Origin of the sequence: Enterobacter hormaechei subsp. hoffmannii (assembly GCF_001729745.1) — a bacterium.
In the GTDB taxonomy this organism is placed as follows: Bacteria; Pseudomonadota; Gammaproteobacteria; order Enterobacterales; family Enterobacteriaceae; genus Enterobacter; species Enterobacter intestinihominis.
The window spans coordinates 4,438,155-4,462,054 of sequence record NZ_CP017186.1 but is presented as its reverse complement, the minus strand read 5'-3'; the positions used below and the strand labels follow the sequence as shown (position 1 = coordinate 4,462,054).

The window sequence follows — 23,900 nt, the reverse complement described above, 5'->3', positions numbered from 1 at the left end:
CTCCGTTACACCTTTTCCACGTTCACGAGGAAGGCCTTAAACTCCGGCGTCTGCGTGTTCGCATCACCGACGAACGGCGTCAGGGTATTCGCAATGAACCCTTTCTTCGCCACGCCCTCATAACCCCAGTGAATTGGGATGCCGATGGTATCCACCTGCTGACCATGAACGTTCAGCGTGCGAATACGCTTGGTCACCACCGCCTTGGCTTTGATGTAGCCGCGGTTAGAGGAGACCTTCACGGTATCGCCATGGGCGATGCCGAGCTTGCCCGCCAGCTTCTCGCCGATCTCCACAAACTGTTCCGGCTGCGCGATGGCATTCAGCAGCGCGTGCTTGGTCCAGTAGTGGAAGTGTTCGGTCAGACGGTAGGTGGTGCCGACATACGGGAACTTGTCCTTTTTACCCAGCGCTTCAAAATCGCCCTTGAAGATACGGGCTGCCGGGTTAGAGACCACGTTCGGGTGCAGCGGGTTAGTACCCAGCGGCGTCTCAAACGGCTCATAGTGTTCCGGGAACGGACCTTCCGCCATCTTATCGATAGCAAACAGGCGCCCCATCCCTTCAGGCTGCATGATAAACGGCCCGACATCGCTGCCTGGTGCGGCAGTGCTGTAGTCCGGAATATCCACGCCGCCCCATTTCGCGCCGTCCCACTTGAGTAGCTGACGCTTCGGATCCCACGGGTTGCCCTGCGGGTCAGCAGAGGCACGGTTATAGAGGATGCGGCGGTTAAGCGGCCATGCCCATGCCCAGCCCAGCGTATTACCGAGGCCCGACGGGTCGGCGTTATCGCGGTTGGCCATCTGGTTGCCTTTCGGCGTCCAGCTACCGGCAAAGATCCAGCAGCCGCTTGACGTCGTACCGTCGTCACGCAGGTGTGCGAAGGTGCTGAGCTGATCGCCTTTCTTCGCCAGCACGGTGCCGGTCGCCGGGTCGATAACGTCCGCCAGCGCCTTACCGTTGCTCTCCATGGCCACTTCTTCCGGCGCAGGGTTTTCCGGCGTCGAATAGTTCCAGGTCATGTTCAGCACCGGCTCAGGCGTTGCGCCGCCTTCAGCCGCGTACATTTTACGCAGGCGTAAGAAGATACCGGCCAGGATCTCGCCGTCGTTCAGGGCGATGCCCGGGGCGTCCGCGCCTTTCCAGTGCCACTGCAACCAGCGGCCAGAGTTGACGATAGAGCCGTTCTCTTCCGCGAAGCAGGTGGACGGCAGACGGAACACTTCGGTCTGAATCTTCGACGGGTCGACATTGTTCGACTCACCGTGGTTCTGCCAGAACGTCGAGGTTTCGGTATTGAGCGGGTCAATCGTCACCAGGTACTTCAGTTTCGACAGAGACTCGACAACCTTGTTCTTGTTCGGGAACGACGCCACCGGGTTAAAGCCCTGGCAGATATAGCCGTTGACCTGGCCCTGGTGCATCATTTCGAAGTACTGGAGGACGTCGTACCCTTTGTCCCACTTCGGCAGCCAGTCAAAGCCCCAGCTGTTTTCCGCCGTCGCCTTGTCGCCGTAGAAGGCTTTCATTAGCGAGACGAAGAACTTCGGATAGTTGCCCCAGTAGTTTACCTGGCCTTCGAGCAGCGGTTTTGGCGTGCTGGCCGTCAGATAGGTTTGCAGGTCGGTCTGTTTCTCGCTCGGCAGGTTCATGTAACCCGTCAGGCTCTGAGACAGCAGGCCAAGGTCGGTCAGACCCTGAATGTTGGAGTGACCGCGCAGGGCGTTAACGCCGCCGCCTGCCATCCCCATGTTGCCGAGCAGCAACTGAACCATCGCCATGGTGCGGATGTTCTGCGCGCCGATGGAGTGCTGCGTCCAGCCGAGTGCATACAGGAACGACGCGGTCTTATCTTTGGCGCTGGTTTCCGCAATCAACTCGCACACCTTCAGGAAGTCCGCCTTCGGCGTCCCACAGATGTTTTCGACAACCTCTGGCGTATAGCGGGACACGTGCTCTTTCAGCAGGTTCCACACGCAGCGCGGGTGTTGCAGGGTGGTGTCGCGCTTCGCAAAGCCGTTTTCGTCCAGCTCGTAGTTCCAGCTGGTTTTGTCGTACCTGCGTTTTTCGGCGTCATAACCGCTGAACAGGCCATCTTCGAAGTGGTAATCCTCACGCACGATCAGGCTGGCGTTGGTATAGGCTTCGGTGTACTCGCGGTTATATTTTTCGTTGGTCATCAGGTACAGCAATACGCCTGACAGGAAAGTGATGTCAGTACCTGAACGAATAGGGGTGTAGAAATCCGCCACTGACGCTGTACGCGTAAAGCGGGGATCGATCACAATCAGCTTCGCGCCGTTGTGGATTTTGGCTTCCATCGCCCAGCGGAACCCGACAGGGTGCGCTTCAGCGGCGTTACCGCCCATCACCACAATAAGGTTGGCGTTCTTGATGTCGACCCAGTGGTTGGTCATCGCACCGCGACCAAATGTTGGAGCAAGACTTGCTACCGTTGGTCCGTGTCAGACACGCGCCTGGTTGTCGACCGCGAGCATACCAAGTGCGCGCGTAAATTTCTGGGTTAAATAGCCGGTTTCGTTACTGGACGCTGAAGCACACAGCATGCCGGTGGAGAGCCAGCGGTTAACGGTGGTGCCTTCGGCATTCTTCGCAATAAAGTTGGCATCGCGGTCTTCTTTCATCAGCTTAGCGATGCGATCGAACGCCTCTTCCCAGCTGATTTGTTGCCATTTGTCAGAGCCGGGAGCGCGGTACTCAGGAAACTTCAGGCGGCTTTCGGAGTGGATAAAATCTACCAGACCGGCCCCTTTCGGACACAGCGCACCACGGTTGACCGGATGATCCGGATCGCCTTCGATGTGGAAAATAGATGCTTTGGCGTTTTTCGCACCGTCGCCGAGGCTATACATTAACAGCCCACAGCCGACGGAGCAGTACGTACAGGTGTTACGGGTTTCGCGGGTGCGCAGCAGTTTATACTGCCGAGTTTCCGCCAGCGCTACACCGGGCGCAAAGCCCAGTGCCGCCGCCGTGGTGCCTGCCATACCGCCAGCGCAGATCTTAAAGAACTGCCTTCTGCTGACCTGCATGGGTCACTCCTTGGTTCATTACGACATTGCTATGTAGTTTTACTTTGCGGTTGAGAATTAACCGCAAAGGAGAAAAATTTGCGTTAATCCCTCATTTCTCCGAGGGATAAGCCCAGAATACCACAATGTCGGTACGCCTGTTCCAACGGCGTTAAAACAAAGTGAACGTATTATCACGGCATTGATTATAAAGTGTGATATCAATCACATTTCTCTCTGCGGATGTTAAGGGTGTGTAGCAGATGACCGGTTGCACCCCTCCGAATTGAGTAGGAGAATGGATGCTGAAAAGTTGATCCATACTATGCGTAAGGTCCGCTGTTTGTGGTGCAATAGCAGGCTCACTTCCGTGGTTGTTCAGGAATACCGTCGTGTTTAAACAAAACCGTGCTACCCACGCGTCGCCACTGCCTGCGGGCATTGTGGAACTGTCGGTACACAGACCGCCTCACATTTCACATGCCACGCCGGATTTTCTGGCGGAAGAGGTCCCCGTTGCCCTGGTTTACAACGGGATTTCGCATGTGGTGATGATGGCCTCGCCGAAAGATCTCGAGCTGTTCGCCATCGGTTTCTCCCTCTCGGAAGGCATCATTGCGCATCCGCAGGAAATCTACGGCATGGACGTCGTACCGGCCTGTAACGGTCTCGAAGTGCAAATCGAACTCTCCAGCCGCCGCTTTATGGGGCTGAAAGAGCGCCGCCGGGCGCTGGCCGGACGTACCGGCTGCGGCGTGTGCGGTGTTGAACAGCTTAACGATATCGGCAAACCCATTATCCCGCTGCCGTTCACCCAGACGTTCAATCTGGCGCATCTTGATCGGGCGCTTGTGCACCTGAATGACGTTCAGCCCATCGGCCAGCTCAGCGGTTGTACGCATGCGGCGGCGTGGGTATTGCCGTCGGGGAGCATTGCAGGCGGGCATGAAGATGTTGGCCGCCACGTCGCGCTGGATAAGCTGCTGGGCCGTCGCGCTCGGGAAAACAACGTCTGGCAGCAAGGGGCCGCGCTCGTTTCCAGCCGCGCCAGCTACGAGATGGTGCAAAAATCCGCCATGTGCGGCGTGGAAATTTTGTTTGCGGTGTCAGCGGCAACCACGCTGGCGGTTGAAGTGGCGGAGCGCTGCAACCTGACGCTGGTGGGGTTCTGCAAGCCAGGCAGGGCGACAATTTACACCCATCCGCAGCGATTAATTGTTAATCAGTAATTTTGAATGAGTATAGCAAATCCTTCCGCTTTTAGTTGTTCATGATGAGTTCTAGTATTTATCTCATCAAGGCACGGTGCCTTATCTAAACAACTTAACGAAAGGGTTTATCTCATGAAAAGCATCAAAACTTTTGTCGCAGTAATCGCTCTGGCTACATCTTTCGGTTCTTTCGCTGCGCAGACTGTGACCGCATCCGCCTCTACGCTGGACGGTGCAGAAGCTAAAATCGCCGCACAGGCTCAGGAAGCGGGCGCGTCATCCTACAAAATTACCCAGGCATTCACCGGTAACCGCGTACACATGACCGCTGAACTGAACAAATAATTTCGCAGTACCGTCGAAAGAGCGCCCCTGGGGCGCTTTTTTAGTTTATGCCCGCCAGACGCAGTAGCGCCGTCACCACCGCCGCCGCGACGATCACCACAATTAACGGCATTTTGCGCCAGGCCAGAAACACCGCGAACCCCACCCCCAGCACGCGCGCCATCCCGGCAAAATGGTCCCCTTCATAAAACGTTGTCGCCAGCGCGACGGAGAACAACAAAACGGTAGCCGCATCTGAAAGCAGCGCCTGCGACCGTTCAGAAAGCGCCAGCCGGCTGCCGAGTTTTGCCCCACCGAGACGCATCAGATAGGTTCCGGCAGAAAGAATGGCGATGCCGAGAATAAAGACCGTCATGTTTTCCATTATTTTTTCCTCGCGGCAAGGCCGAGCAAAGAGAGCAGCACCGGCAGGCCAACCGGCGCAAACGGTACGGCGGCCAACGACAACACCGCGCCGCTACAGGCGCGGATCAGCGTGGTACGGTTTTTAAATGCCGGCACCACTAACGCCAGCAGGATCGCCGGGAACACCGCGTCCAGCCCGATGGTTTCCGGGTCTGGCAGTAGCTTGCCGACCATCGCCCCCAGCACCGCGCCCAGCGGCCAGATGATTGCCACGCCTAACCCGCACAGCCAGTAGGCCGCTTTACGCTGCTCGGCGGTTTTTTGCGACAGGCCAAACACCACGCTTTCATCGTTCATGATATGACAGCCCAGAAAGCTCAGGCCGCGCTTGCCCACCAGGTCACGCACCGTCACGCCGAACGGCACATGGCGCGCGTTTACCAGCAAACCCGCAGCGGCCGCTGCCAGCGGATTGCCGCCGCTCGCTACGATGCCGATAAACATAAACTCGGATGCGCCTGCCAGCACCGTGAGGGAGAGAACAAACGGCACCCACAGCGGGAAACCGTAGGCCATCGCCAGTGAGCCATAAGACATGCCGACCACGCCCACCGCTAGGCAGACCAGGACGATCGCTTTTATCGTGTCGCCTTTCAGGCAAGAGAGGTGATTCTTCATACCATTTTAGCCATATCGAACGTATTTCCATTATAATGAACGCATCAAAAACGTTTTACAAGACGAACGATTCGTTCGTTATAGAGAGAATGAGGCCGTTATTATGACGCAGCCAATCAGCGTAATCGCCAGAAGCCTGGTGCGAGAACGCCTGCGAACCGGACTTTCGCTGGCGGAGATCGCCCGCCGTGCCGGGATCGCTAAATCCACGCTTTCACAACTGGAGTCTGGCAACGGCAACCCTAGCCTGGAAACGCTCTGGTCGCTTTGCGTGGCGCTGGATATTCCGTTTGCCCGATTACTGGAGCCACAGCAGCCCGTCACGCAGGTGATCCGCCGCGGCGAGGGCACAAAAGTTGTCGCCGGGCAGGCGAACTACGAGGCGATTTTGCTCGCGGCGTGTCCGCCGGGGGCGCGTCGTGATATCTACCTGCTGCTGACTCAGCCGGGGGCAGACCGTATTTCCCAGCCGCATCCGCCTGGGTCGGTTGAGCATATTATCGTGACCCAGGGGCGGGCGATGGTCGGCCTGATCGACGCGGCAGAAGAGCTCGGCCCGGGAGATTACATTTGCTATCCCGCTGACCAGCCGCATATCTTTAAGGCGCTGGAGCCCGATACGCACGCGCTGCTGGTGGCGGAACAAAACTAAAGAAGATACGGAAAATCATGTCGCTTAAAGCCATTGCCAAAGAACTGGGGCTGTCTGTTACCACCGTCAGCCGCGCCCTCAACGGATATGACGACGTTTCTGCTGAGACGCGCGCCCGCGTGGAAGCGGAGGCCCAGCGCCGTGGCTACCGACCAAATACCTTTGCCCGTCGCCTGAAGATGGGCAAAATCGACGCCGTCGGGCTGGTGTTTCCGGTGCATCCTGTTCCGCTCAATAATAGCGTCTTTATGGACATGGTCGGCGAAATTAGCCACGAACTGGCGCGACATGAGATTGACCTGCTGCTCATCGCTGACGACGATCTGGCGGACAAACACAGCTATATGCGCATGATGCAGAGCCGACGCGTGGATGCGCTGATTGTCGCGCATACGCTGGATCACGATCCGCGTCTTGAGCAGCTTCAGGCCGCCGGGTTCCCGTTCCTGGCGCTCGGCCGCAGCCAGCTGCCGCAGCCGTACGCGTGGTTCGATTTCGACAACTATGCCGGTACGTATCAGGCCACCCGCTGGCTGATCGAGAAAGGCCATCAGCGCATTGCGCTGCTGGGCGAAAGCAACAACCAGGCATTCATCACCCAGCGTCGCCAGGGCTTCCTGGACGCGCTGCGGGAAGCCGGTCTTTCCAGCGAATGGCTGCGCGCCTTGCCCCCTTCGCGCCGCGTGGGGTATGCCACCACGCAAGAACTTCTCTCCCTGCCGCAGCCGCCCACGGCCATCATTACCGACTGCAACACTCATGGCGACGGCGCAGCGATGGCTCTGGCGCAGATGGGGCGCTTAACCGGTGAAAATGCCGTCTCGCTGGTGGTCTATGACGGTTTACCGCAGGACAGCATTGTCGATATCGATGTCGCGGCGGTGATCCAGTCTACCCGTCAGGGTGTCGGGAAACAGATTGCCGATATGGTGCGCCAGCTGATTAACGGCGACGACATTGATACGCTTCAGGTGCTCTGGCAGCCGGAATTTTCCCCAGGCCAGACGGCCTGATTACACCAAAATTCAAAACTCGATCACAGATCCGAAACGTTGTGGTTTATATCCGAAACGTTTCGGATCAACACTCAGGACATCCCGATGACAGGAGATGTCCGATGCAAGATGCCATTTTTCGACTTGAAAGCAATACGGTTGACGTGGTGCTAAAAACCCACCCGTTCGCCGAAATTCTCTACTGGGGGCCGCACCTTCAGCAATTCTCGCCGCAGGATGTGCTGAGTATTGCGCGCCCGGTTGCTAACGGCAGGCTGGACGTCGACTCCCCCGTCACGCTGATGGCAGAGCTGGGGCACGGCCTGTTTGGTTCGCCCGGCATCGATGGGCATCGTCAGGGGCTGGACGGATCGCCTGTCTTCACCACCACAGGCGTACAACAGCAGGGGCAAACCCTGACGGTAACGGCGGAAGATAAACAGGCGGGCCTGCGCCTGACCAGTGAATTAACGCTGGATGCCAGCGGCGTACTGGTGGTGCGCCATGGGTTAACCAACCTGAAAACGCAGGCGTGGCAGGTGGATCGCTTTGCCGTGACGCTCCCGATTGCCGAGCGCGCGCAGGAGGTGATGGCCTTCCACGGACGCTGGATCAGGGAGTTTCAGCCGCACCGCGTGATGCTTGAACATGACAGCTTTGTGATTGAAAACCGCCGGGGTAAAACCTCCCACGAACATTTCCCGGCGCTGATCGCCGGTACGCCATCGTTCAGCGAAATGCAGGGCGACGTCTGGGGTGTGCATCTGGGCTGGAGCGGCAACCACCGCCTGCGCGCAGAGGTGAAAACCGATGGCCGCCGCTATATGCAGGCCGAAGCGCTCTACCTGCCGGGTGAAATGGCGATTGAAGAGGGGGAAACGCTCTGGACGCCGCGCCTGTATGCCAGCCACTCCCCGCACGGGCTGAATGGCATGAGCCAGCAGTTCCACCGCTACCTGCGCGATAACGTTATCCGCTTCCCGGAAGATAAACCGCGCCCGGTGCATCTCAACACCTGGGAGGGGATCTACTTCGACCACGATCCGGACTACATCATGCGCATGGCCGACGAGGCCGCAGCGCTGGGCGTGGAGCGCTTTATCATTGACGACGGCTGGTTCAAAGGCCGCAACGACGACCACGCCGCGCTGGGCGACTGGTATCTGGACGAGAAAAAATACCCGAACGGCCTTAAGCCGGTAATCGATCACGTTAAACAGCTCGGCATGGAGTTTGGTATCTGGGTTGAGCCGGAGATGATTAACCCGGATTCCGATCTGTACCGCGCGCACCCTGACTGGGTGCTGGCGCTGCGGGGCTACGCCCAGGCGACCGGGCGACATCAGCTGGTGCTCAATCTTAATATTCCGCAGGCCTTTGATTATCTGGTCGAGCGCATGAGCTGGCTGCTGGGCGAGCATGCGGTCGACTACGTGAAATGGGACATGAACCGCGAGCTGGTGCAGCCAGGGCACAAGGGCAAAGCCGCCGCCGATGCCCAGACCCGCCAGTTTTATCGCCTGCTGGACGTGCTGGGCGAGCGTTTCCCGCACATTGAGTTTGAATCCTGCTCGTCGGGTGGCGGGCGAATCGATTATGAAGTGCTGACCCGCTGCCACCGCTTCTGGGCGTCCGACAATAACGACGCGCTGGAGCGCAATACTATCCAGCGCGGCATGGGCTACTTCTTCCCGCCGGAGGTGATGGGGGCGCATATCGGTCATCATAAATGTCACGCTACCTTCCGCCAGCACAGCATTCAGTTCCGCGGGCTGACGGCGCTGTTTGGTCACATGGGGCTGGAGCTGGATCCGCTCACCGTCGACGCGCAGGAGCGTGAAGGCTATCGACATTACGCCGCGCTGTATAAGCGGTGGCGCGAGGTCATTCATCACGGCACCCAGTGGCGCGTGGATATGCCGGACGCCACCACCCTGGCGCAGGGTATAGTGAGCGAAGACAAGACGCAGGGGCTGTTTTTGGTCAGCCAGCTCGCGATGCCGGATTACACCCTGATGATGCCGCTGCGCATGCCGGGGTTAGACGCCAGCGCGCAGTACCGCATCACGCTGCTCGATCACCCGAACATTCAGATTACGGGCGAGGGCGGGCACACCATGCGCAAGCTGCCGGCGTGGATGGACGCGCCGCAAACGGTAAGCGGTGAATGGCTGATGCAGGCGGGTATTGCGCTGCCAATTCTGGATCCAGAAACCGCCATTCTGATTGGTGTGGAACGCGTGTAAGGGTGACGGGCCGGGCAACCGGCCCTCCGTTGAGGATAAAAATAATGAACACAACAACCTGTACCCACAAAGACAACCCTAACTTCTGGATCTTCGGGCTGTTCTTCTTTCTCTACTTCTTCATCATGGCCACCTGTTTTCCGTTCCTGCCGATCTGGCTGTCGGACATCATCGGCCTGAACAAAACCCATACGGGGATTGTTTTCTCCTGCATCTCGCTGTCGGCCATTGCCTTCCAGCCGGTGCTGGGGGTCATTTCGGACAAGCTGGGGCTGAAAAAACACCTGCTGTGGATCATTTCGGTGCTGCTGTTCCTGTTCGCGCCGTTCTTCCTGTACGTCTTCGCCCCGCTGCTGAAAACCAATATCTGGCTGGGGGCGCTGAGCGGCGGGGTGTATATCGGCTTTGTCTTCTCAGCGGGTTCTGGGGCGATTGAGGCCTACATTGAACGCGTGAGCCGCAACAGCTTTTTTGAGTACGGCAAGGCGCGCATGTTCGGCTGTCTCGGCTGGGGGCTGTGCGCCTCAACGGGCGGCATCCTGTTCGGCATCGATCCGTCGTATGTTTTCTGGATGGGATCGGCGGCGGCGCTGTTGCTGATGCTGCTGCTGATGGTCGCGAAACCGAAGCCCAACCAGACGGCGCAGGTGATGAATGCCCTGGGCGCCAATCAGCCGCAGATCACCGCTAAAACCGTGTTCAACCTGTTCCGCCAGCGCAGAATGTGGATGTTCATCCTGTACGTGATTGGCGTGGCCTGCGTATATGACGTCTTCGACCAGCAGTTTGCTACCTTCTTCAAAACCTTCTTCGCCACGCCGCAGGAGGGGACCCGCGCCTTTGGTTTCGCCACCACAGCGGGGGAAATCTGTAACGCGATCATCATGTTCTGCTCGCCGTGGATCATTAACCGCATCGGTGCGAAAAACACGCTGCTGATTGCCGGGGTAATCATGGCGACGCGCATTATCGGCTCGTCGTTTGCCACCACTGCCGTGGAGGTGATTGCCCTGAAGATGCTGCACGCGCTGGAAGTCCCGTTCCTGCTGGTGGGGGCATTCAAGTACATCACCGGGGTGTTTGATACGCGCCTGTCGGCCACCATCTACCTGATTGGCTTCCAGTTTGCCAAACAGTCGGCGGCGATTTTCCTCTCCGCCTTTGCCGGGAATATGTATGACCGGGTCGGCTTCCAGGAGACGTACCTGATGCTGGGCTGCTTCGTGCTGGCGATTACGGTGGTGTCGGCATTTACGCTGAGTGGCAGGCGGGAGATTGCTGCTACCGCAGGGGCAGCAGCGTTAACACATCAGTCCAGGTAAAACACCTCGTTCAGCTCCGCACTCACCGGGCTGTTGTCCGGGTTAGACGGCATAACGTCAGCCATATGTTTCCACCAGCGCTGGCAGACGTCGGTGTTTGCCACCGCGTTCCAGCGCTCCTCCGATTCAATCTCCACTGTCGCAAACAGCAGGTTGCGGGCTTTGTCGAGGTAAATGGCGTAGTGGTGCGCGCCGTGGGCTTTCAGCACCGCTTCCAGCTCAGGCCAGATCGGGTTGTGGCGGCGCGCATACTCCTCGTGCGCATCCGGGTTTACCTGCATCACAAACGCTTTGCGGATCATAATGCCTCCAGGTACAGCTCGCGGACCTCATCGCGGCTGGCGGTGCGCGGGTTGCACGGCGTGCACGGGTCAGCGAGGGCTTTATCCAGCCAGCCTTCAATATCGGCTTTGGTGACGCCGAGCTGGCTAAATCCGGACGGAATGCCGACGCGGGCACTTAGATCGCGAATCGCCTGAATGGCTGACATGCTGGCCGCTTCATCGCTCATGCCGCGCGTGTCAACGCCCATCGCCTGCGCCACACGGGCGAATCGGGCGACCGCGTTCGGGCGGTTAAAGTTTTCGATGATCGGCAGCAGGATGGCGTTGCACACGCCGTGCGGCAGGTTGTGCGTCGCGCCCGGCTGGTGCGCCAGAGCATGCACCAGCCCCAGCCCGGCGCTGTTAAACGCCATGCCCGCCAGATACTGCCCAAAGGCCATCTGCTCGCGCGCTTCCAGGTTGTGACCGTCTTCGACCGCTTTCGGCAGCCAGAGGTTGATCAGGCGAATGGCTTCCAGCGCGTTGGCATCGGTCAGCGGGTGTGCGCCCACGGAGACGTAAGCTTCAATGGCGTGGGTTAGCGCGTCCATGCCGGTTGCGGCGGTCACGGAGGCCGGAATATCGAGCATCACGCTGGCATCGTCCACGGCGATATCGGGGATGATGTTCGGATCGATGATCACCTCTTTCACCTGCCGCGCGGAGTCGATGATCACCGCGTTGCTGGTCATCTCCGCTGCCGTGCCTGCGGTGGTGTTGATCGCCACCAGCGGCACGCCCGCGTTTTTCACCTTGCCGACGCCGGAATAATCGGTTGACGGACCGGGGTTGGCGGTGAGGATTTTGATTGCCTTGGCGGTATCAATCGGGCTGCCGCCGCCAAAGGCAATCAGGTAATCACACTCTGCATCCTGATATGCCGCATAGCCTTTTTGCACCAGCGCTTCCGTCGGATTCGGGAATACCTCATCGAACAGGTGATACGACATCTGATGGGCGTCGAGCGCGGAAAACAAACTGTCGAGCAGGCCCAGCTTCACCAACTGGCCGTCGGTGACAATCAGCGCTTTTCCCCACTGTTTGTTTGCCACCAGATTGACCATATCGCCGATCGCGCCCGCGCCGTGCAGGCTGATTTTGGGGAGTGCCAACATAAAGCTCATGATAATTCTCCTTAATATGCTTTTGAGGTAATCCGTTCCCCTCACCCTAACCCTCTCCCCGGAGGGGAGAGGGGACTGCTCGGTGCGGCTTTTCACCCTCTCCCCTCAGGGGAGAGGGCAGGGGTGAGGGGCAATTTAATTCCGTCTTCGCTGCATCATCCGGCGGGTAATAATCGGCAGCGAAATCACCACGATCAGCATCGCGCCGATAATCACCGACATCACAATGCCGGGCACGTTGAGCAGGCTCAGGCCGAAGGACACCAGCCCCATCAGGAAGGCGGCGATAATCACGCCCACCATGCTGCCGGACCCACCGAGAATATTGACGCCGCCGAGCACCGCCATCGTCACCACCGCCAGCTCCCAGCCCATCGCGATGGTCGGGCGGGTGCTGCCCAGTCGCGAGGTAAGCAGCACCGACGCCAGGCCGGACATCAGCCCCACCAGCGCGAAGAGGATCAGGCTGTGGCGCTTCACGTTGATGCCGGAGTACCACGCGCCGGTCGGGTTGTTGCCGATGGCGTAGGTGCGGCGGCCAAAGTTGGTGCGGTGCAGCACAAAGGCAAACAGAGCGGCCAGCACGATAAACAGCGCGAATTCAAACGACAGCGCGCCCCAGACGTAGCCCTGGCCGAACCAGGCGAAGCTCTCCGGGTAGCTGTTCAGCGCCTGGTCCCCGAGCAGAATGTAGGTGATCCCGCGGTACAGGCTCATGGTGCCGATGGTGATGACGATGGACGACAGGTTAAAGCGCGTCACCAGAATGCCGTTGAACAGCCCGCACAGTAGCCCGACGCCTAATCCGACGCAGACCAGCAGCGGCGTATCGACGCCCGCCGCCGCGCAAAAGCCCATCACCGTGGAGCTGAGCGCGATGGTGGAGGCTACCGACAGGTCAATTTCCCTGGCGATAATCAGCATCGCCATCGGCAACACGATGATCGCTTTTTCGGTGAAGTTGAACGTCGCGTCGGAGAGGTTCCAGATATTGAGGAAGTAGGGTGAGGCGAGCGCGTTCACCACAAACACCGCCAGCGTCACCGCCAGCAGGAACCCCTCCCAGCACAGCAGACGCTGGAAGATGCCCGGCGCAGAAGTGGGTTTGATTGCTTCAGATGTCATCATTTTGCTCATGATTTCACCGCCAGTTTCTGACGTGCCAGCGCCGCATCGCGCAGTATCAATCGGCCTTTACGTTTATTGCCGCGCTCGTTCAGCAGCACCGCTATCACAATTACCGTGCCGGAAATCGCCATCTGCCAGAACGGTGAGACGCCGATCACCGGCAGGGCGTTGTTAATCACCCCGAGGAACAGTGCGCCAAACAGACAGCCGAGCACGCGCCCGGTGCCGCCCATGGTGCTGATCCCCCCAATCACACAGGCTGCCACCACCTGCAATTCAAAACCGTTAGCGACGTCAACATACGCAACGGCAAAGCGCGATATCCACAGGTAGCCGCAGAACCCGGCCAGCAGACCGGAAAGGCAGAAACTAATGAACTGCATTTTTCCGGCGTTGATCCCGGTGTAGTACGCTGCCGTGGCATTACCGCCTGCGGTGTAGAGCGCTCGTCCGGTGCGGCTGTAGCGCAGGAAGTAGCCCACCAGCAGCAGCGCGGCGATGGCACACCAGCTCAGCACCGGCAAGCCCAGCACTGACGCACGTGGCAGGCCGAGGAAATCTGTACCCATCTGGTTTGAGTTCACCCAGCCGCCGCCGGAGAGCAAAAAGATCATTCCGCGGTAGATGCTCATAGTGCCGAGCGTTACCACAATCGCCGGAATGCCCAGCTTCCACACCAGCAGGCCGTTTATCGCGCCCATCAGCAGCCCAAGCACGCTGGCAAGGATCAGCAGCGCCCAGACGGGCACGTCCGGGTAATGGAAATTAATCAGGGCGACAATCATCCCGGTCAGGGCCAGATTGGCCGCCATCGACAGGTCGATGCCTTTCGTGAGCAGCACCATCATCTGCCCGAGCGCGAGGACGATCAGAATGGCGGTGTCGTTAAACATCTCCACCAGGTTGCCCGGCGCGATAAACGATGGCACGCGGCTGCCAATGGCGACGATCATCAGGATAATCACCGCGCCCAGCAGGGCTTCGCGGTGTTTTAAGAGTGAGCTAAGCATTATGCCGCCTCCTGTTTTGCACCGCTGGCGGCGCTGACGATGGTTTCCGCCGTCGCGTCTCCCGCCTGGTACTCGGCCACCATCAGCCCCTCGTGCATGACGATAATGCGATCCGCCATGCCCATCACTTCCGGCAGTTCGGACGAGACCATAATTACCGCCAGCCCCTGACTGACCAGCTCGGACATAAACTGATGCACGGCTGCTTTTGAGCCGATATCGATGCCTTTTGTCGGCTCATCGAGGATAATCACGTCAGGGTGCGTCGCCAGCCATTTGCCGATCACGACCTTTTGCTGGTTGCCGCCAGAGAGGGTCTCCACCGCCTGCTTCCAGCTGAAGGCTTTCACTAGCAGGCGTTTGGCGTACTCGTCCGCCAGCTTCCATTCACGGTCGTCATGCAGCACACCGTTCGGATTGAGCTTGCTGAGCTGAGGCAGGCTGATGTTCTGGGCAATCGGCAGGGCGATAATCGCCCCCTGTTTCTGTCTTTCTTCCGGCACGCAGACGATACCGGCTTTGATCGCATCCGCAGGCTGGCGGAAGCGCCTGGGCTGTCCGTTGAGGATAATTTCCCCGGACGATGGCCGCGTGACGCCGGAAAGCGCCTGCATCAGCTCGGTACGCCCGGCCCCCACCAGCCCGTAAAAGCCGAGGATTTCCCCTTTACGCAGGGAGAACGAGATATGCGCAAACTCGGTCGGATGGCAGAGGTTTTTCACCTCCAGCACCGTCTCGCCTTTTTCGCAGTCGATTTTAGGGAAAGTTTGGGTAATGGCGCGCCCGACCATCATCGACACCATGCGCTCCTCGGTGATCTCATTTATTGCACCTGCGCCGACGAACGCGCCGTCGCGCAAAATGGTATAATGGTCCGCCAGCTCAAAAATCTCGTCGAACTTGTGGGAGATAAACAGGATGGCTTTGCCCTCCTGCTTTAAGCGCTCCACAATCTGGTAAAACTCGAGGATTTCATGCTGCGACAGCGCCGCCGTGGGTTCATCGAGGATCACCACCTGCGCCTCAAACGACAGCGCGCGGGCAATCGCCACCATATGACGCTGGGCGATGCTCAGGGTTTTCAGCGTCGCGCGCGGGTCGATTTGCACTTCCAGCCGCATGAGGATCGCCTGCGCCCGGCGGTGCATTTCCGGCCAGTCGAGCTTTTTCAGGAAGCCTTTGTGAAGGTACTGACCGACAAAAATATTCTCGGTGACCGAGAGTTCATCAAACAGCACGGTTTCCTGGTGAATGGCGGTGATGCCCATTTTATGCGCCGACTCCGGCGTCGGGAGATGAACGGGGATCGCTTTATAGAGAATTTCGCCCTCGTCGGGCTGGTAAATGCCGGTCATCACTTTGACCAGCGTCGACTTGCCCGCGCCGTTTTCGCCTATCAGGGCGGTCACTTTGCCGGGCCACAGCGCAAGCTGCACGTTCTCAAGAGCACGCACGCCGGGGAACACCTTGGTGATGCCAGAAAGCTGTAGCAATGGGGTCATGATAGTTCTCCTGGACAGAGGAATTTGTAGGGCGGGTAAGCGGCAGCGCCACCCGCCTTTTGCCGGATGGCGCTACGCTTATCCGGCCTACAAATTGCATCAAAAGATTTTCGAGAACTTATCAATATTGCTGGCATCGTAGACGAACGGCTCGGCCATCGCGCCGTTGCCGTCAGCATCCAGCTTCACTTTGCCCAGTCTGCCCATGCTGGCCTCACCTTTCGTGGCCGTGCCTTTCACCAGGTCATCCGCCAGGTAGGTTGCCGCATAGCCGAGGTCAATCGGGTTCCAGATGGCAAAGCTCTTGCTCGCGCCGGACTTCACCGCGCCCGCCATCTCGGACGGCAGGCCTAAACCGGTGACGTACACTTTGCCAATCTTGCCCTGGTCCTTCACCGCCTGCGCAGCGGCCACGATGCCCACGGACGATGGCGAAACAATCACTTTCAGTTCGGGGTAGGTTTTCAGCAAGCCGACCGCTTCGCGGTAGCTTTTGTCAGAGAGATCGTCTCCGTAGGCCACGGTCACCAGATTGACGGACGGGTACTTCGACAGCACCTTTTTCATCTCCGCAATCCAGGTATTCTGGTTGGTGGAGGTTGGCGTGGCACTCAGCACCGCCACGTCGCCTTTCTCGACATTCAGCGCTTTCAGCGCGTCGGCGGCGAGCTTCACGTTGGTTTCGCCAATCAGGGCATTATTGGACGGGTTGAGGTGGATCTGGCGTCCGGCTTTCGCCACCCCGGAGTCCCACGACACAACCTTAATGCCGCGCTGCATCGCTTTTTTCAGCACCGGCACGACGGCGTCCGGATCGTTCGCGGAAATCGCGATCGCATCCACGCCCTGGGCGATCAACCCGTTCAGCACCTCGATCTGCGCTTCCGCCGTGGTGGTAGTCGGGCCGGTATAAATCACTTTTACATCGCCTAACTCTTTGGCCGCCTCCTGCGCGCCGACGTTCGCTGCCTCGAAGAATCCATTTCCTAAGGACTTCGCCACCAGGGCGATTTTCACTTCTGCTAAAGCGGAACCGGACAACGCCAGAGCGGCAACGGTGAGGATCAAGCTTGCTTTTATTTTCATTGCTTTTACTCCACTGACTTGAGTTAGTTGTAGGGATTGCAGGTGGTTTTCGCCCCGTCTCAATGAGCGGGGCGCGATGTTGTTATTGGTACAGATCTAACGCCGACTGCATGGGGGTGACGCCAAAGCGTTTGCCCAGGGCGATCAGCTCTTCCCGGGTGATGGTCTGCTTCATGCCGCCCATGGAATAGACCTTCACCAGCACTTCCGCGGATTTCTCAGCGGTGTCGATCAGGCCGAAGGTTTCATCCAGCGTCGGGCCGCTGCCGAAGACGCCGTGGAACGGCCACAGCACCAGTGAGTGCTTCTGCATGTCCGTTGCGGTTGCCTGACCGATTTCGTCGGTGCCCGGCACCATCCACGACAGAATGCCGACGCCGTCCGGGAACACCACCAGACACTCGGTACTGCCTTCCCACAGTTTGCGGGTGAAGAAATCAGAATTATTTTCCAGCACGTAGGTCAGGGCGATCAGGTTGGTGGCGTGGCAGTGCATGATTACGCGGTCCTTGCCATTGGTCGCCTTGATGCGCTCGCAGTGGGAGAGGAAGTGTGCCGGGAGTTCGGATGTCGGTACCGCGTCGTCCGTCAGACCCCAGAGAATGTGGTAGCCCGCACCGTCGCTGTCCACTTTCACCACGCCAAGGTTGGCCTGCGGGTCGAGCTGGACGTTGCGGAAGAACTTCCCGGAACCGGTGACGATAAACGGCGTGTTGGCGAGCAGCGGCATCGGCTGGCTCAGGGCGATATAGCGCGGCTTCTGGTGGAAATCGGCGGCAAATGGCTCGATATCCGCGTCGTCCAGGCGTAGCGTCAGGTTGCCGCCGTTGCGCTCATCCCAGCCTTTGAGCCAGGCGTCAGAGGTGGCTTTGATCATGCCCTGGACGAACCAGGAAGTGGTGATGGTCTGCATAGTTTTCATTTCCAGTTATCGCGGTGAGGTTGAACCCCTCACCCTAACCCTCTCCCCAAAGGGGAGAGGGGATGGTTTGCTCCCTCTCCCCTTTGGGGAGAGGGCAGGGGTGAGGGGGCAGTTACCCGCGCTGACTCAACACGTCTTCCTCATATGCCCGCACGTTGTCCAGCCACTGGCTGCCCGCAGGCGCATCGTGACGCTGGCAGTACATCTCCCACACCGCCTGCCACGGCAGGGATTTCTGCTCTTCCAGCAGCGCCAGGCGCGCGGTGTAGTCGCCGTTTTCTTCCAGCTGTTTCAGGGCGGCGACAGGCTCCAGCAGCGCGCGCAGCAGGGCTTTCTTCATGTTGCGGGTGCCGATAACCCACGCCGCGATGCGGTTGATGGAGGCGTCGAAGAAGTCGAGGCCAATGTGTACGCGTTCAAAGAGGTCGTGGCGGATGATTTCGCTGGCAATGGCCTGGGTTTCGTCATCCAGCAGTACCACGTGGTCGCTGTCCCAGCGCACCGGGCGGCTGACGTGCAGCAGCAGACGCGGCACGTAGAGCATGGCGGCGGAAATTTTGTCGGAGATCACCTCGGTTGGGTGGAAATGGCCGGCATCCAGGCACAGCGCGGTCTGGCGGCTGGTGGCGTAACCCATGTAGAACTCGTTTGAGCCCACGGTGTAGCTCTCTGCGCCAATGCCGAACAGCTTGCTCTCGACGGCGTCGATGTGGTGCGCCGGGTCCAGTTTTTCGCTGATAGCTTCATCCAGCGCGGCCAGCAGACGCTGACGCGGGGCCAGTCGGTCTACGGTGATGTCTTTCATGCCGTCCGGGATCCAGATATTCATTACCGATGGCGTGCCAAGCTGCTCGCCGAAATACGCCGAGACCCGGCGGCTGGCTTTGACATGGTCGATCCAGAACTGGCGGATTTCGTCGTTGGCGTGCGCAAGGGTAAACCCGTCCGCGCTCAGCGGGTGCGAGAAGCAGGACGGGTTAAAATCCAGACCCAGCCGGTTGGCCTTTGCCCACTCCACCCAGTTCTTAAAGTGTTCCGGTTTGATTTCGTTACGCGCGACCGGCTCGTCGGATTCGAGATAAATGGCGTGCAGGTTCAGGCGCTTTGGCCCGGGGATCAGGCTCAGCGCCAGCTCCAGATCCGCACGCAGTTCGGTGGCGTTGCGCGCTTTGCCCGGGTAGTTACCCGTGGCCTGAATACCCCCCGTCAGGGAACCGCCCGGGTTCTCGAAACCGGCGACGTCATCACCCTGCCAGCAGTGCATGGAGACGGGCAGACGGTCGAGCTGGCGCAGCGCCTCTTCGACATCCACGCCGACGGCGGCGAAACGCTGTTTAGCCAGATCCCAGGCTTGTTCAAGTTGAGTGGTCATGCGCAAAGCTCCTTAGTCAGTCGTTTTTGCTGAAACTGCGCCCGGTAGCGGGCAATTTCATGGCAGGGATGGGGGGTGAAGGTGGTCAGGCTGTTATTCGCCGTCACCACCGAACGGAAATCGTCGACGTTTGAAAGTTCGTCCAGGGTCATCAGCTGAATGCCGATATTGCCGAGCGTGGAGGCTTCAATCGGACCTGCCACCACGGTAATGCCGCAGGCATCCGCGCAGAGCTGGTTCAGCAGCTGGTTCTGGCAGCCGCCGCCCACGATATGCAGTTGTGTGAACGGTTTGCCGCGAAGGTCAGCTAGCTCGCTCAGGATGTCGGCATACAGCAGGGCGAGGCTGTCAAAAATGCAGCGTGCCAGCTCGGCGGGGCGGGAAGGTACCGGCTGCCCCGCTTCAAAACAGGCGGCCTGGATTTCGGCGCTCATGTGCACCGGGTTGATAAAGCGATCGTCGTTCGGGTTGATCAGGAAGGTGCAGGCCTTCAGCGTTTCGGTTTCCGCGATAAGTGCGGGCAGGTCGGTGATGGCCTGCTCTTTCAGCACCCGCTGGAGCAGCCACAGCCCCATGATGTTCTTCAGCACCCGGTAGCGGCCTTCGGCACCGCCTTCGTTGGTGATGTTCGCCGCCATCGCGGCATCGCTGGTGTACGGGGTTTTGCTCTCGAAGCCCATCAGCGACCAGGTGCCGGAAGAGAGATAGGCCGCATCTTTGTCGGCGAGCGGCGAGGCAATGACCGCGCTCGCGGTGTCGTGACTGGCGACGGCGACAACAGGGATTTCATTCCCCTGCGGGCAAAGCCAGTGACCGATCACATTGCCCGGATGGGTTGGCGCGCCGAACCAGGACGGCGAGGCGCCCGTCCAGGCCAGCAGATGTTCATCCCAGTTATCGGTGTTGATGTTGACCAGCTGCGTGGTGGTGGCGTTGGTGTATTCCCAGTTCATATTGCCGGTCAGACGGTAGCTTAAGTAGTCCGGGATCAGCAGCGCATGCGCCACCTTTTCGACCAGCTCAGGCTGTTGCTCAACCAGCGCACGTAGCTGATACAGCGTGTTAAACGGCAGGAACTGGATGCCACTGCGACCATAGATGTTCTCCTTGCCAAGCTGCGCGATGGCGTGCGCCATCAGCCCATCGGTGCGGCTGTCGCGGTAGGAGACCGGCAGGCCGACGCGTTCGCCGTGACTGTCCAGCAGCACGTAATCCACACCCCAGGTATCAATGCCGATACTGTCGATGCGAATACCGTCTTCGCAGACGTTGTGAAGTCCGGTGCGGATCTCTGCTTCCAGGGCGTCGATATCCCAGGTAACAAAACCGTCCTGTTTTTGCAGACAATTGGCGAAACGGTGCATTTCGCGAAGCGTAAGGGTGTGCAGGTCGCAGTCCCAGGTGGCGAGCATTACACGGCCGCTGGATGCGCCTAAATCGACAGCCACACAATGGCGAAAAGTCATGGTCGGGTCCTTTCTTAAGTCATTAGCGAGGAGTGTAAGAAAGGGAAGAAATAGCCACCTTCTCGCCACTGACAGCCCAAATCTCGCGCTGGCAAGAAAGCAAAGATGAACGTGAGGGAGTTCACAGTTTCCAGTAATCGCGGGGTTTGCAGGCAGTGTGACGCTGACCGCATTTCCCGATCTTTCCGCCTGTTTCTTGAAAAACCGGCAGCTTTTGCGCGGTTTGCTGTCAAAAATTTAAGGTGAGCGGGGAAGGCCTTAATTACTATTTTGAGAACTTTTCTCATTGGTAGAGGCCGTTATGACCGTACTGCACAGCGTCGATTTTTTTCCTTCGGGGGCTTCGCCGGTTGCGATTGAGCCACGGCTGCCTCAGGCTGCGTTCCCGGAACATCATCATGATTTTCATGAAATTGTGATTGTTGAGCACGGAACGGGCATCCACGTGTTTAATGGTCAGCCGTATACCATCAGCGGCGGTACGGTGTGCTTCGTGCGCGATCACGACAGGCACCTGTATGAACATACCGATAACCTGTGCCTGACCAATGTGCTCTATCGTTCTCCGGATGCGTTTCAGTTTCTCTCCGGGCTGAATCAGCTGTTGCCGCAGGAGAAGGACGGCCATTATCCGTCGCACTGGCGGGTGAATCAGTCCACGTTGCAGCAGGTGCGTCAGCTGGTAAGCCAGATGGAGCAGAGCGAGGATGGACAGGAGACGCACGCCATTGCTACCCGCGAGATGCTGTTTATGCAGCTGCTGGTGCTGCTGCGGCGCAGCAGCCTGGTGGAAGGGCTCGAAAATAACGACGCGCGCCTGAATCAGCTGATGGCCTGGCTGGAAGATCATTTTGCCGAAGATGTCTGCTGGGAAACGCTGGCGGATGACTTTTCGCTCTCGCTGCGCACGCTGCATCGTCAGCTCAAGCAGCATACCGGGCTGACGCCGCAGCGCTACCTCAACCGTCTGCGCCTGATCAAAGCGCGTCACCTTTTAAGGCACACGGATGAAAGCGTCACGGATATCGCCTATCGCTGCGGTTTCGGCGACAGTAACCACTTTTCAACGCTGTTTCGTCGGGAATTTAGCTGGTCGCCGCGCGATATCCGTCAGGGGAAAGACGCGTTGCTTCAGTAACGCGAGGGCAGTCACCGTTTTTTTACCGCAGAAAGGCTAATAATGTCCGGTTATTCGCCGTCGAGGTTGTGGTGTGGCTGCTCAGTTAATTCTTCGTAAAGATGATTTTTTTGCCTCCGCGAGTCAGGCCGTTGCGGTGGCGGACCGCTATCCGCAAAACGTCTTTGCCGAGCATACCCACGAGTTCTGCGAGCTGGTGCTGGTGTGGCGGGGCAACGGCCTGCACGTCCTCAACGACCGTCCCTACCGCATCACGCGCGGAGACCTGTTCTACATCCGCGCCGAAGATAAACACTCTTACGCCTCGGTTAACGATCTGGTGTTGCAGAACGTCATCTACTGCCCTGACAGGCTTAAACTGAATGTCGACTGGTCGGGCAATATCCCCGGTTTACATGATGCCAGAGGCGAACCGCACTGGCGCTTAAGCAGCAACGGCATGGCTCAGGTGCGCCAGACGATTTCCCAGCTGGAGCAGGAGAGCCAGAAGAGCGATCCGGTGGCAAACCAGATGTCGGAGCTGCTTTTTGCCCAGCTGGTGATGACCCTGAAGCGCCATCGTTACGCTACGGATAATCCCTCTGCCACCACGCAGGAAGCGCTGCTGGATAAGCTCATCACCCGGCTTGCGGGCAGTCTTAACAAGAGTTTCGTGCTGGAAAAATTCTGCGAGCAGGAGCAGTGCAGCGAGCGCGCGCTGCGCCAGCAGTTCCGCACCCAGACGGGGATGACGGTAAACCACTATCTGCGCCAGCTGCGCATCTGCCACGCTCAGTATCTGTTACAGCATACGGAGCTGATGGTGAGTGAAGTGGCGATGCGCTGCGGCTTTGAGGACAGTAACTACTTTTCGGTGGTGTTTAACCGTGAGGTGGGGATGACGCCGGTTCAGTGGCGTCATCGCAGTCGAAAGGCAGCGTAATCAGTTCGCCATGCCGAGGCCGACGATATTGGCCGCAATAATTATCACCACGCAGCCCAGGCTCAGCACGCCAACCGGACGACGCCCGGCGTTGTTCCACTCTTTCAGCACCAGCCCAACCAGCCCGCCGCACAGCACGTAGAAGCTCATGTGCAGCATCCAGCTCATGTAGTCATACTGCGCCGGAATACTGGCGTGACCCCAGGCGTAGAAGAAGAATTGCAGATACCACATCAGACCGCCGAGGGCGGAAAGCAGGACGTTGGTGACGATCAGCGGTTTTGCCAGCGAGAAGTCGGCTTTTACCGACAGATCCTTCACTTTTGCCAGACGAATGAAGCAAAAGCCGAGGTTTACCAGCGCGCCGCCGCCCATGATCACCACGTAGCTTGGCAGGGCAACGTACAGCGGGTCGACGCCCAGCGCCGCAGCGGCGTCGTGCATCGGTTTGGCGGCGTTCATCGCGAACGACATGCCCGCCGAGAAGACGCCGCACATCACCGCCAGTAGCAGCCCTTTCTTCAGGTTGAACTCTTCGGCTTTGATGCCCATCTTGCGTTCTTTCAACTGGCCCGCGCGGGTGACAATTCCCACGCCGATCACCGCTACCAGCACGCCCAGCAGCGTCATTCGCCCACCCTGGGTGTTGATCAGCACATCGAAGTTGCCGTTGAGGATTGGCGTCATCAGGGTGCCAACAATCAGCGTAATGCCGATCGCGATGCCAATCCCCATCGACATTCCGAGGTAGCGCATGGTGAGGCCGTAGTTGATATTACCGATACCCCACATCGCGCCGAACAGGAATACCGGCAGCAGGGTGGAGGCGTTGAAGGAGGAGAAGTAGCCCCAGAAATCGGGCAGCAGCATGGCGCTGATTGTCCACGGCAAAATCAGCCAGGACACGGTACCGCCAACGGACCACATGGTTTCCCATGACCAGCCTTTCACCTTTTTAAACGGGGCATAGAAACAGGCTGCACTGGCCGCGCCTATCAAATGCCAGAAAATACCCATCGTAATCGCATGATTCATTTTTACATCCTCATCGTTTTTATAGCCGGAGGCTTCCCGCCGA

Annotated in this window: 21 protein-coding genes; 8 read left to right on the top strand and 13 right to left on the bottom strand. The window is 58.7% G+C overall.

All coding sequences use genetic code 11. The annotated features are described in order from the left end of the window. Positions 1–5 precede the first annotated feature (5 nt). On the bottom strand, positions 6–3,056 hold the full coding sequence (gene fdnG, locus BFV65_RS21065; RefSeq protein ID WP_157886698.1) for a formate dehydrogenase-N subunit alpha: 3,051 nt from the start codon (positions 3,054–3,056) through the stop codon (positions 6–8). A 371-nt stretch (positions 3,057–3,427) separates the two neighbouring features. Between fdnG and fdhD the strand changes: the two genes are divergently transcribed. Both fdhD and BFV65_RS21050 read left to right on the top strand, forming a co-directional pair. Further along, positions 3,428–4,264, top strand: coding sequence for a formate dehydrogenase accessory sulfurtransferase FdhD (gene fdhD, locus BFV65_RS21055; RefSeq protein WP_045308722.1), 837 nt, complete (start codon positions 3,428–3,430; stop codon positions 4,262–4,264). Positions 4,265–4,378: 114 nt separating this feature from the next. After that, positions 4,379–4,591: a YdgH/BhsA/McbA family protein gene (locus tag BFV65_RS21050; protein WP_003861966.1), complete on the top strand. Its 213-nt coding sequence runs from the start codon at positions 4,379–4,381 to the stop codon at positions 4,589–4,591. A 40-nt stretch (positions 4,592–4,631) separates the two neighbouring features. Here the strand turns inward: BFV65_RS21050 and BFV65_RS21045 are convergent, their stop codons facing one another. Both BFV65_RS21045 and BFV65_RS21040 read right to left on the bottom strand, forming a co-directional pair. Further along, on the bottom strand, positions 4,632–4,955 hold the full coding sequence (locus BFV65_RS21045) for an AzlD domain-containing protein (RefSeq protein WP_022649832.1): 324 nt from the start codon (positions 4,953–4,955) through the stop codon (positions 4,632–4,634). Continuing rightward, a complete protein-coding gene (locus BFV65_RS21040; RefSeq protein ID WP_003861971.1) occupies positions 4,955–5,614 on the bottom strand; it encodes an AzlC family ABC transporter permease in 660 nt (219 codons plus the stop codon). The genes BFV65_RS21045 and BFV65_RS21040 overlap by 1 nt, the downstream gene beginning before the upstream one ends. Before the next feature lie 103 nt (positions 5,615–5,717). Between BFV65_RS21040 and BFV65_RS21035 the strand changes: the two genes are divergently transcribed. The 4 genes from BFV65_RS21035 (at position 5,718) to BFV65_RS21020 (ending at position 10,829) form a co-directional block, all read left to right on the top strand. Next, positions 5,718–6,266, top strand: coding sequence for a helix-turn-helix domain-containing protein (locus BFV65_RS21035; RefSeq protein ID WP_023305101.1), 549 nt, complete (start codon positions 5,718–5,720; stop codon positions 6,264–6,266). Between the two features lie 17 nt (positions 6,267–6,283). Further along, entirely contained in the window at positions 6,284–7,279 is a 996-nt protein-coding gene (locus BFV65_RS21030) for a LacI family DNA-binding transcriptional regulator (protein ID WP_058646057.1), read from the top strand. Between the two features lie 104 nt (positions 7,280–7,383). After that, positions 7,384–9,507, top strand: a complete 2,124-nt coding sequence (locus BFV65_RS21025; RefSeq protein WP_069597064.1) for an alpha-galactosidase — start codon at positions 7,384–7,386, stop codon at positions 9,505–9,507. Positions 9,508–9,551: 44 nt separating this feature from the next. Beyond that, a complete protein-coding gene (locus BFV65_RS21020) occupies positions 9,552–10,829 on the top strand; it encodes an MFS transporter (protein WP_069597063.1) in 1,278 nt (425 codons plus the stop codon). Here the strand turns inward: BFV65_RS21020 and rhaM are convergent. The 9 genes from rhaM to rhaB form a co-directional block, all read right to left on the bottom strand. Continuing rightward, positions 10,817–11,131, bottom strand: a complete 315-nt coding sequence (gene rhaM, locus BFV65_RS21015) for an L-rhamnose mutarotase (RefSeq protein WP_022649824.1) — start codon at positions 11,129–11,131, stop codon at positions 10,817–10,819. The two genes, BFV65_RS21020 and rhaM, sit on opposite strands and share 13 nt — an antisense overlap. Further along, complete coding sequence (fucO, locus tag BFV65_RS21010; RefSeq protein WP_069597062.1) at positions 11,128–12,276, bottom strand: lactaldehyde reductase; 1,149 nt, start codon at positions 12,274–12,276, stop codon at positions 11,128–11,130. The genes rhaM and fucO overlap by 4 nt, the downstream gene beginning before the upstream one ends. A gap of 135 nt (positions 12,277–12,411) precedes the next feature. Then, the gene (locus BFV65_RS21005) at positions 12,412–13,413 is read right to left on the bottom strand and encodes an ABC transporter permease (RefSeq protein WP_069597061.1); all 1,002 of its coding nucleotides are present in this window, start codon (positions 13,411–13,413) and stop codon (positions 12,412–12,414) included. Beyond that, the gene (locus BFV65_RS21000; protein ID WP_023305096.1) at positions 13,410–14,414 is read right to left on the bottom strand and encodes an ABC transporter permease; all 1,005 of its coding nucleotides are present in this window, start codon (positions 14,412–14,414) and stop codon (positions 13,410–13,412) included. The genes BFV65_RS21005 and BFV65_RS21000 overlap by 4 nt, the downstream gene beginning before the upstream one ends. Next, positions 14,414–15,916 (bottom strand): sugar ABC transporter ATP-binding protein, encoded by a 1,503-nt coding sequence (locus BFV65_RS20995; protein WP_069597060.1) that lies wholly within the window; start codon positions 15,914–15,916, stop codon positions 14,414–14,416. Before BFV65_RS20995 ends, BFV65_RS21000 begins: the two co-directional genes overlap by 1 nt. Before the next feature lie 99 nt (positions 15,917–16,015). Then, positions 16,016–17,002, bottom strand: a complete 987-nt coding sequence (rhaS, locus tag BFV65_RS20990; RefSeq protein WP_063138138.1) for a rhamnose ABC transporter substrate-binding protein — start codon at positions 17,000–17,002, stop codon at positions 16,016–16,018. Positions 17,003–17,084: 82 nt separating this feature from the next. Beyond that, positions 17,085–17,915: a rhamnulose-1-phosphate aldolase gene (gene rhaD, locus BFV65_RS20985; protein ID WP_069597059.1), complete on the bottom strand. Its 831-nt coding sequence runs from the start codon at positions 17,913–17,915 to the stop codon at positions 17,085–17,087. 121 nt (positions 17,916–18,036) lie between these two features. Next, a complete protein-coding gene (rhaA, locus tag BFV65_RS20980) occupies positions 18,037–19,296 on the bottom strand; it encodes an L-rhamnose isomerase (protein ID WP_023305094.1) in 1,260 nt (419 codons plus the stop codon). Continuing rightward, positions 19,293–20,762: a rhamnulokinase gene (rhaB, locus tag BFV65_RS20975; protein WP_023298908.1), complete on the bottom strand. Its 1,470-nt coding sequence runs from the start codon at positions 20,760–20,762 to the stop codon at positions 19,293–19,295. Before rhaB ends, rhaA begins: the two co-directional genes overlap by 4 nt. Positions 20,763–21,063: 301 nt before the next feature. Here rhaB and rhaS (BFV65_RS20965) point away from each other — a divergent pair, with 301 nt between their 5' ends. Beyond that, complete coding sequence (gene rhaS / locus BFV65_RS20965; protein WP_022649815.1) at positions 21,064–21,900, top strand: HTH-type transcriptional activator RhaS; 837 nt, start codon at positions 21,064–21,066, stop codon at positions 21,898–21,900. 73 nt (positions 21,901–21,973) lie between these two features. Further along, a complete protein-coding gene (gene rhaR / locus BFV65_RS20960) occupies positions 21,974–22,822 on the top strand; it encodes an HTH-type transcriptional activator RhaR (protein WP_032676783.1) in 849 nt (282 codons plus the stop codon). Here rhaR and rhaT read toward each other — a convergent pair whose 3' ends face one another. Then, positions 22,823–23,857 carry an L-rhamnose/proton symporter RhaT gene (gene rhaT / locus BFV65_RS20955; protein ID WP_069597058.1) on the bottom strand — a complete coding sequence of 345 codons (1,035 nt, stop codon included), beginning with the start codon at positions 23,855–23,857 and terminating at the stop codon, positions 22,823–22,825. Between the last annotated feature and the right edge of the window lie 43 nt (positions 23,858–23,900).

Coding starts and splice junctions, on each gene's coding strand:
- BFV65_RS21040 (WP_003861971.1), bottom strand. CDS start 5,614: ATGAAGAATCACCTCTCTTGCCTGAAAGGCGACACGATAAAAGCGATC.
- BFV65_RS21030 (WP_058646057.1), top strand. CDS start 6,284: ATGTCGCTTAAAGCCATTGCCAAAGAACTGGGGCTGTCTGTTACCACC.
- rhaB (WP_023298908.1), bottom strand. CDS start 20,762: ATGACTTTTCGCCATTGTGTGGCTGTCGATTTAGGCGCATCCAGCGGC.
- rhaD (WP_069597059.1), bottom strand. CDS start 17,915: ATGCAGACCATCACCACTTCCTGGTTCGTCCAGGGCATGATCAAAGCC.
- BFV65_RS21025 (WP_069597064.1), top strand. CDS start 7,384: ATGCAAGATGCCATTTTTCGACTTGAAAGCAATACGGTTGACGTGGTG.
- BFV65_RS21000 (WP_023305096.1), bottom strand. CDS start 14,414: ATGCTTAGCTCACTCTTAAAACACCGCGAAGCCCTGCTGGGCGCGGTG.
- BFV65_RS21050 (WP_003861966.1), top strand. CDS start 4,379: ATGAAAAGCATCAAAACTTTTGTCGCAGTAATCGCTCTGGCTACATCT.
- rhaA (WP_023305094.1), bottom strand. CDS start 19,296: ATGACCACTCAACTTGAACAAGCCTGGGATCTGGCTAAACAGCGTTTC.
- fucO (WP_069597062.1), bottom strand. CDS start 12,276: ATGAGCTTTATGTTGGCACTCCCCAAAATCAGCCTGCACGGCGCGGGC.
- BFV65_RS21045 (WP_022649832.1), bottom strand. CDS start 4,955: ATGGAAAACATGACGGTCTTTATTCTCGGCATCGCCATTCTTTCTGCC.
- BFV65_RS21020 (WP_069597063.1), top strand. CDS start 9,552: ATGAACACAACAACCTGTACCCACAAAGACAACCCTAACTTCTGGATC.
- BFV65_RS21005 (WP_069597061.1), bottom strand. CDS start 13,413: ATGAGCAAAATGATGACATCTGAAGCAATCAAACCCACTTCTGCGCCG.
- rhaS (WP_022649815.1), top strand. CDS start 21,064: ATGACCGTACTGCACAGCGTCGATTTTTTTCCTTCGGGGGCTTCGCCG.
- rhaM (WP_022649824.1), bottom strand. CDS start 11,131: ATGATCCGCAAAGCGTTTGTGATGCAGGTAAACCCGGATGCGCACGAG.
- BFV65_RS20995 (WP_069597060.1), bottom strand. CDS start 15,916: ATGACCCCATTGCTACAGCTTTCTGGCATCACCAAGGTGTTCCCCGGC.
- rhaS (WP_063138138.1), bottom strand. CDS start 17,002: ATGAAAATAAAAGCAAGCTTGATCCTCACCGTTGCCGCTCTGGCGTTG.
- rhaT (WP_069597058.1), bottom strand. CDS start 23,857: ATGAATCATGCGATTACGATGGGTATTTTCTGGCATTTGATAGGCGCG.
- BFV65_RS21035 (WP_023305101.1), top strand. CDS start 5,718: ATGACGCAGCCAATCAGCGTAATCGCCAGAAGCCTGGTGCGAGAACGC.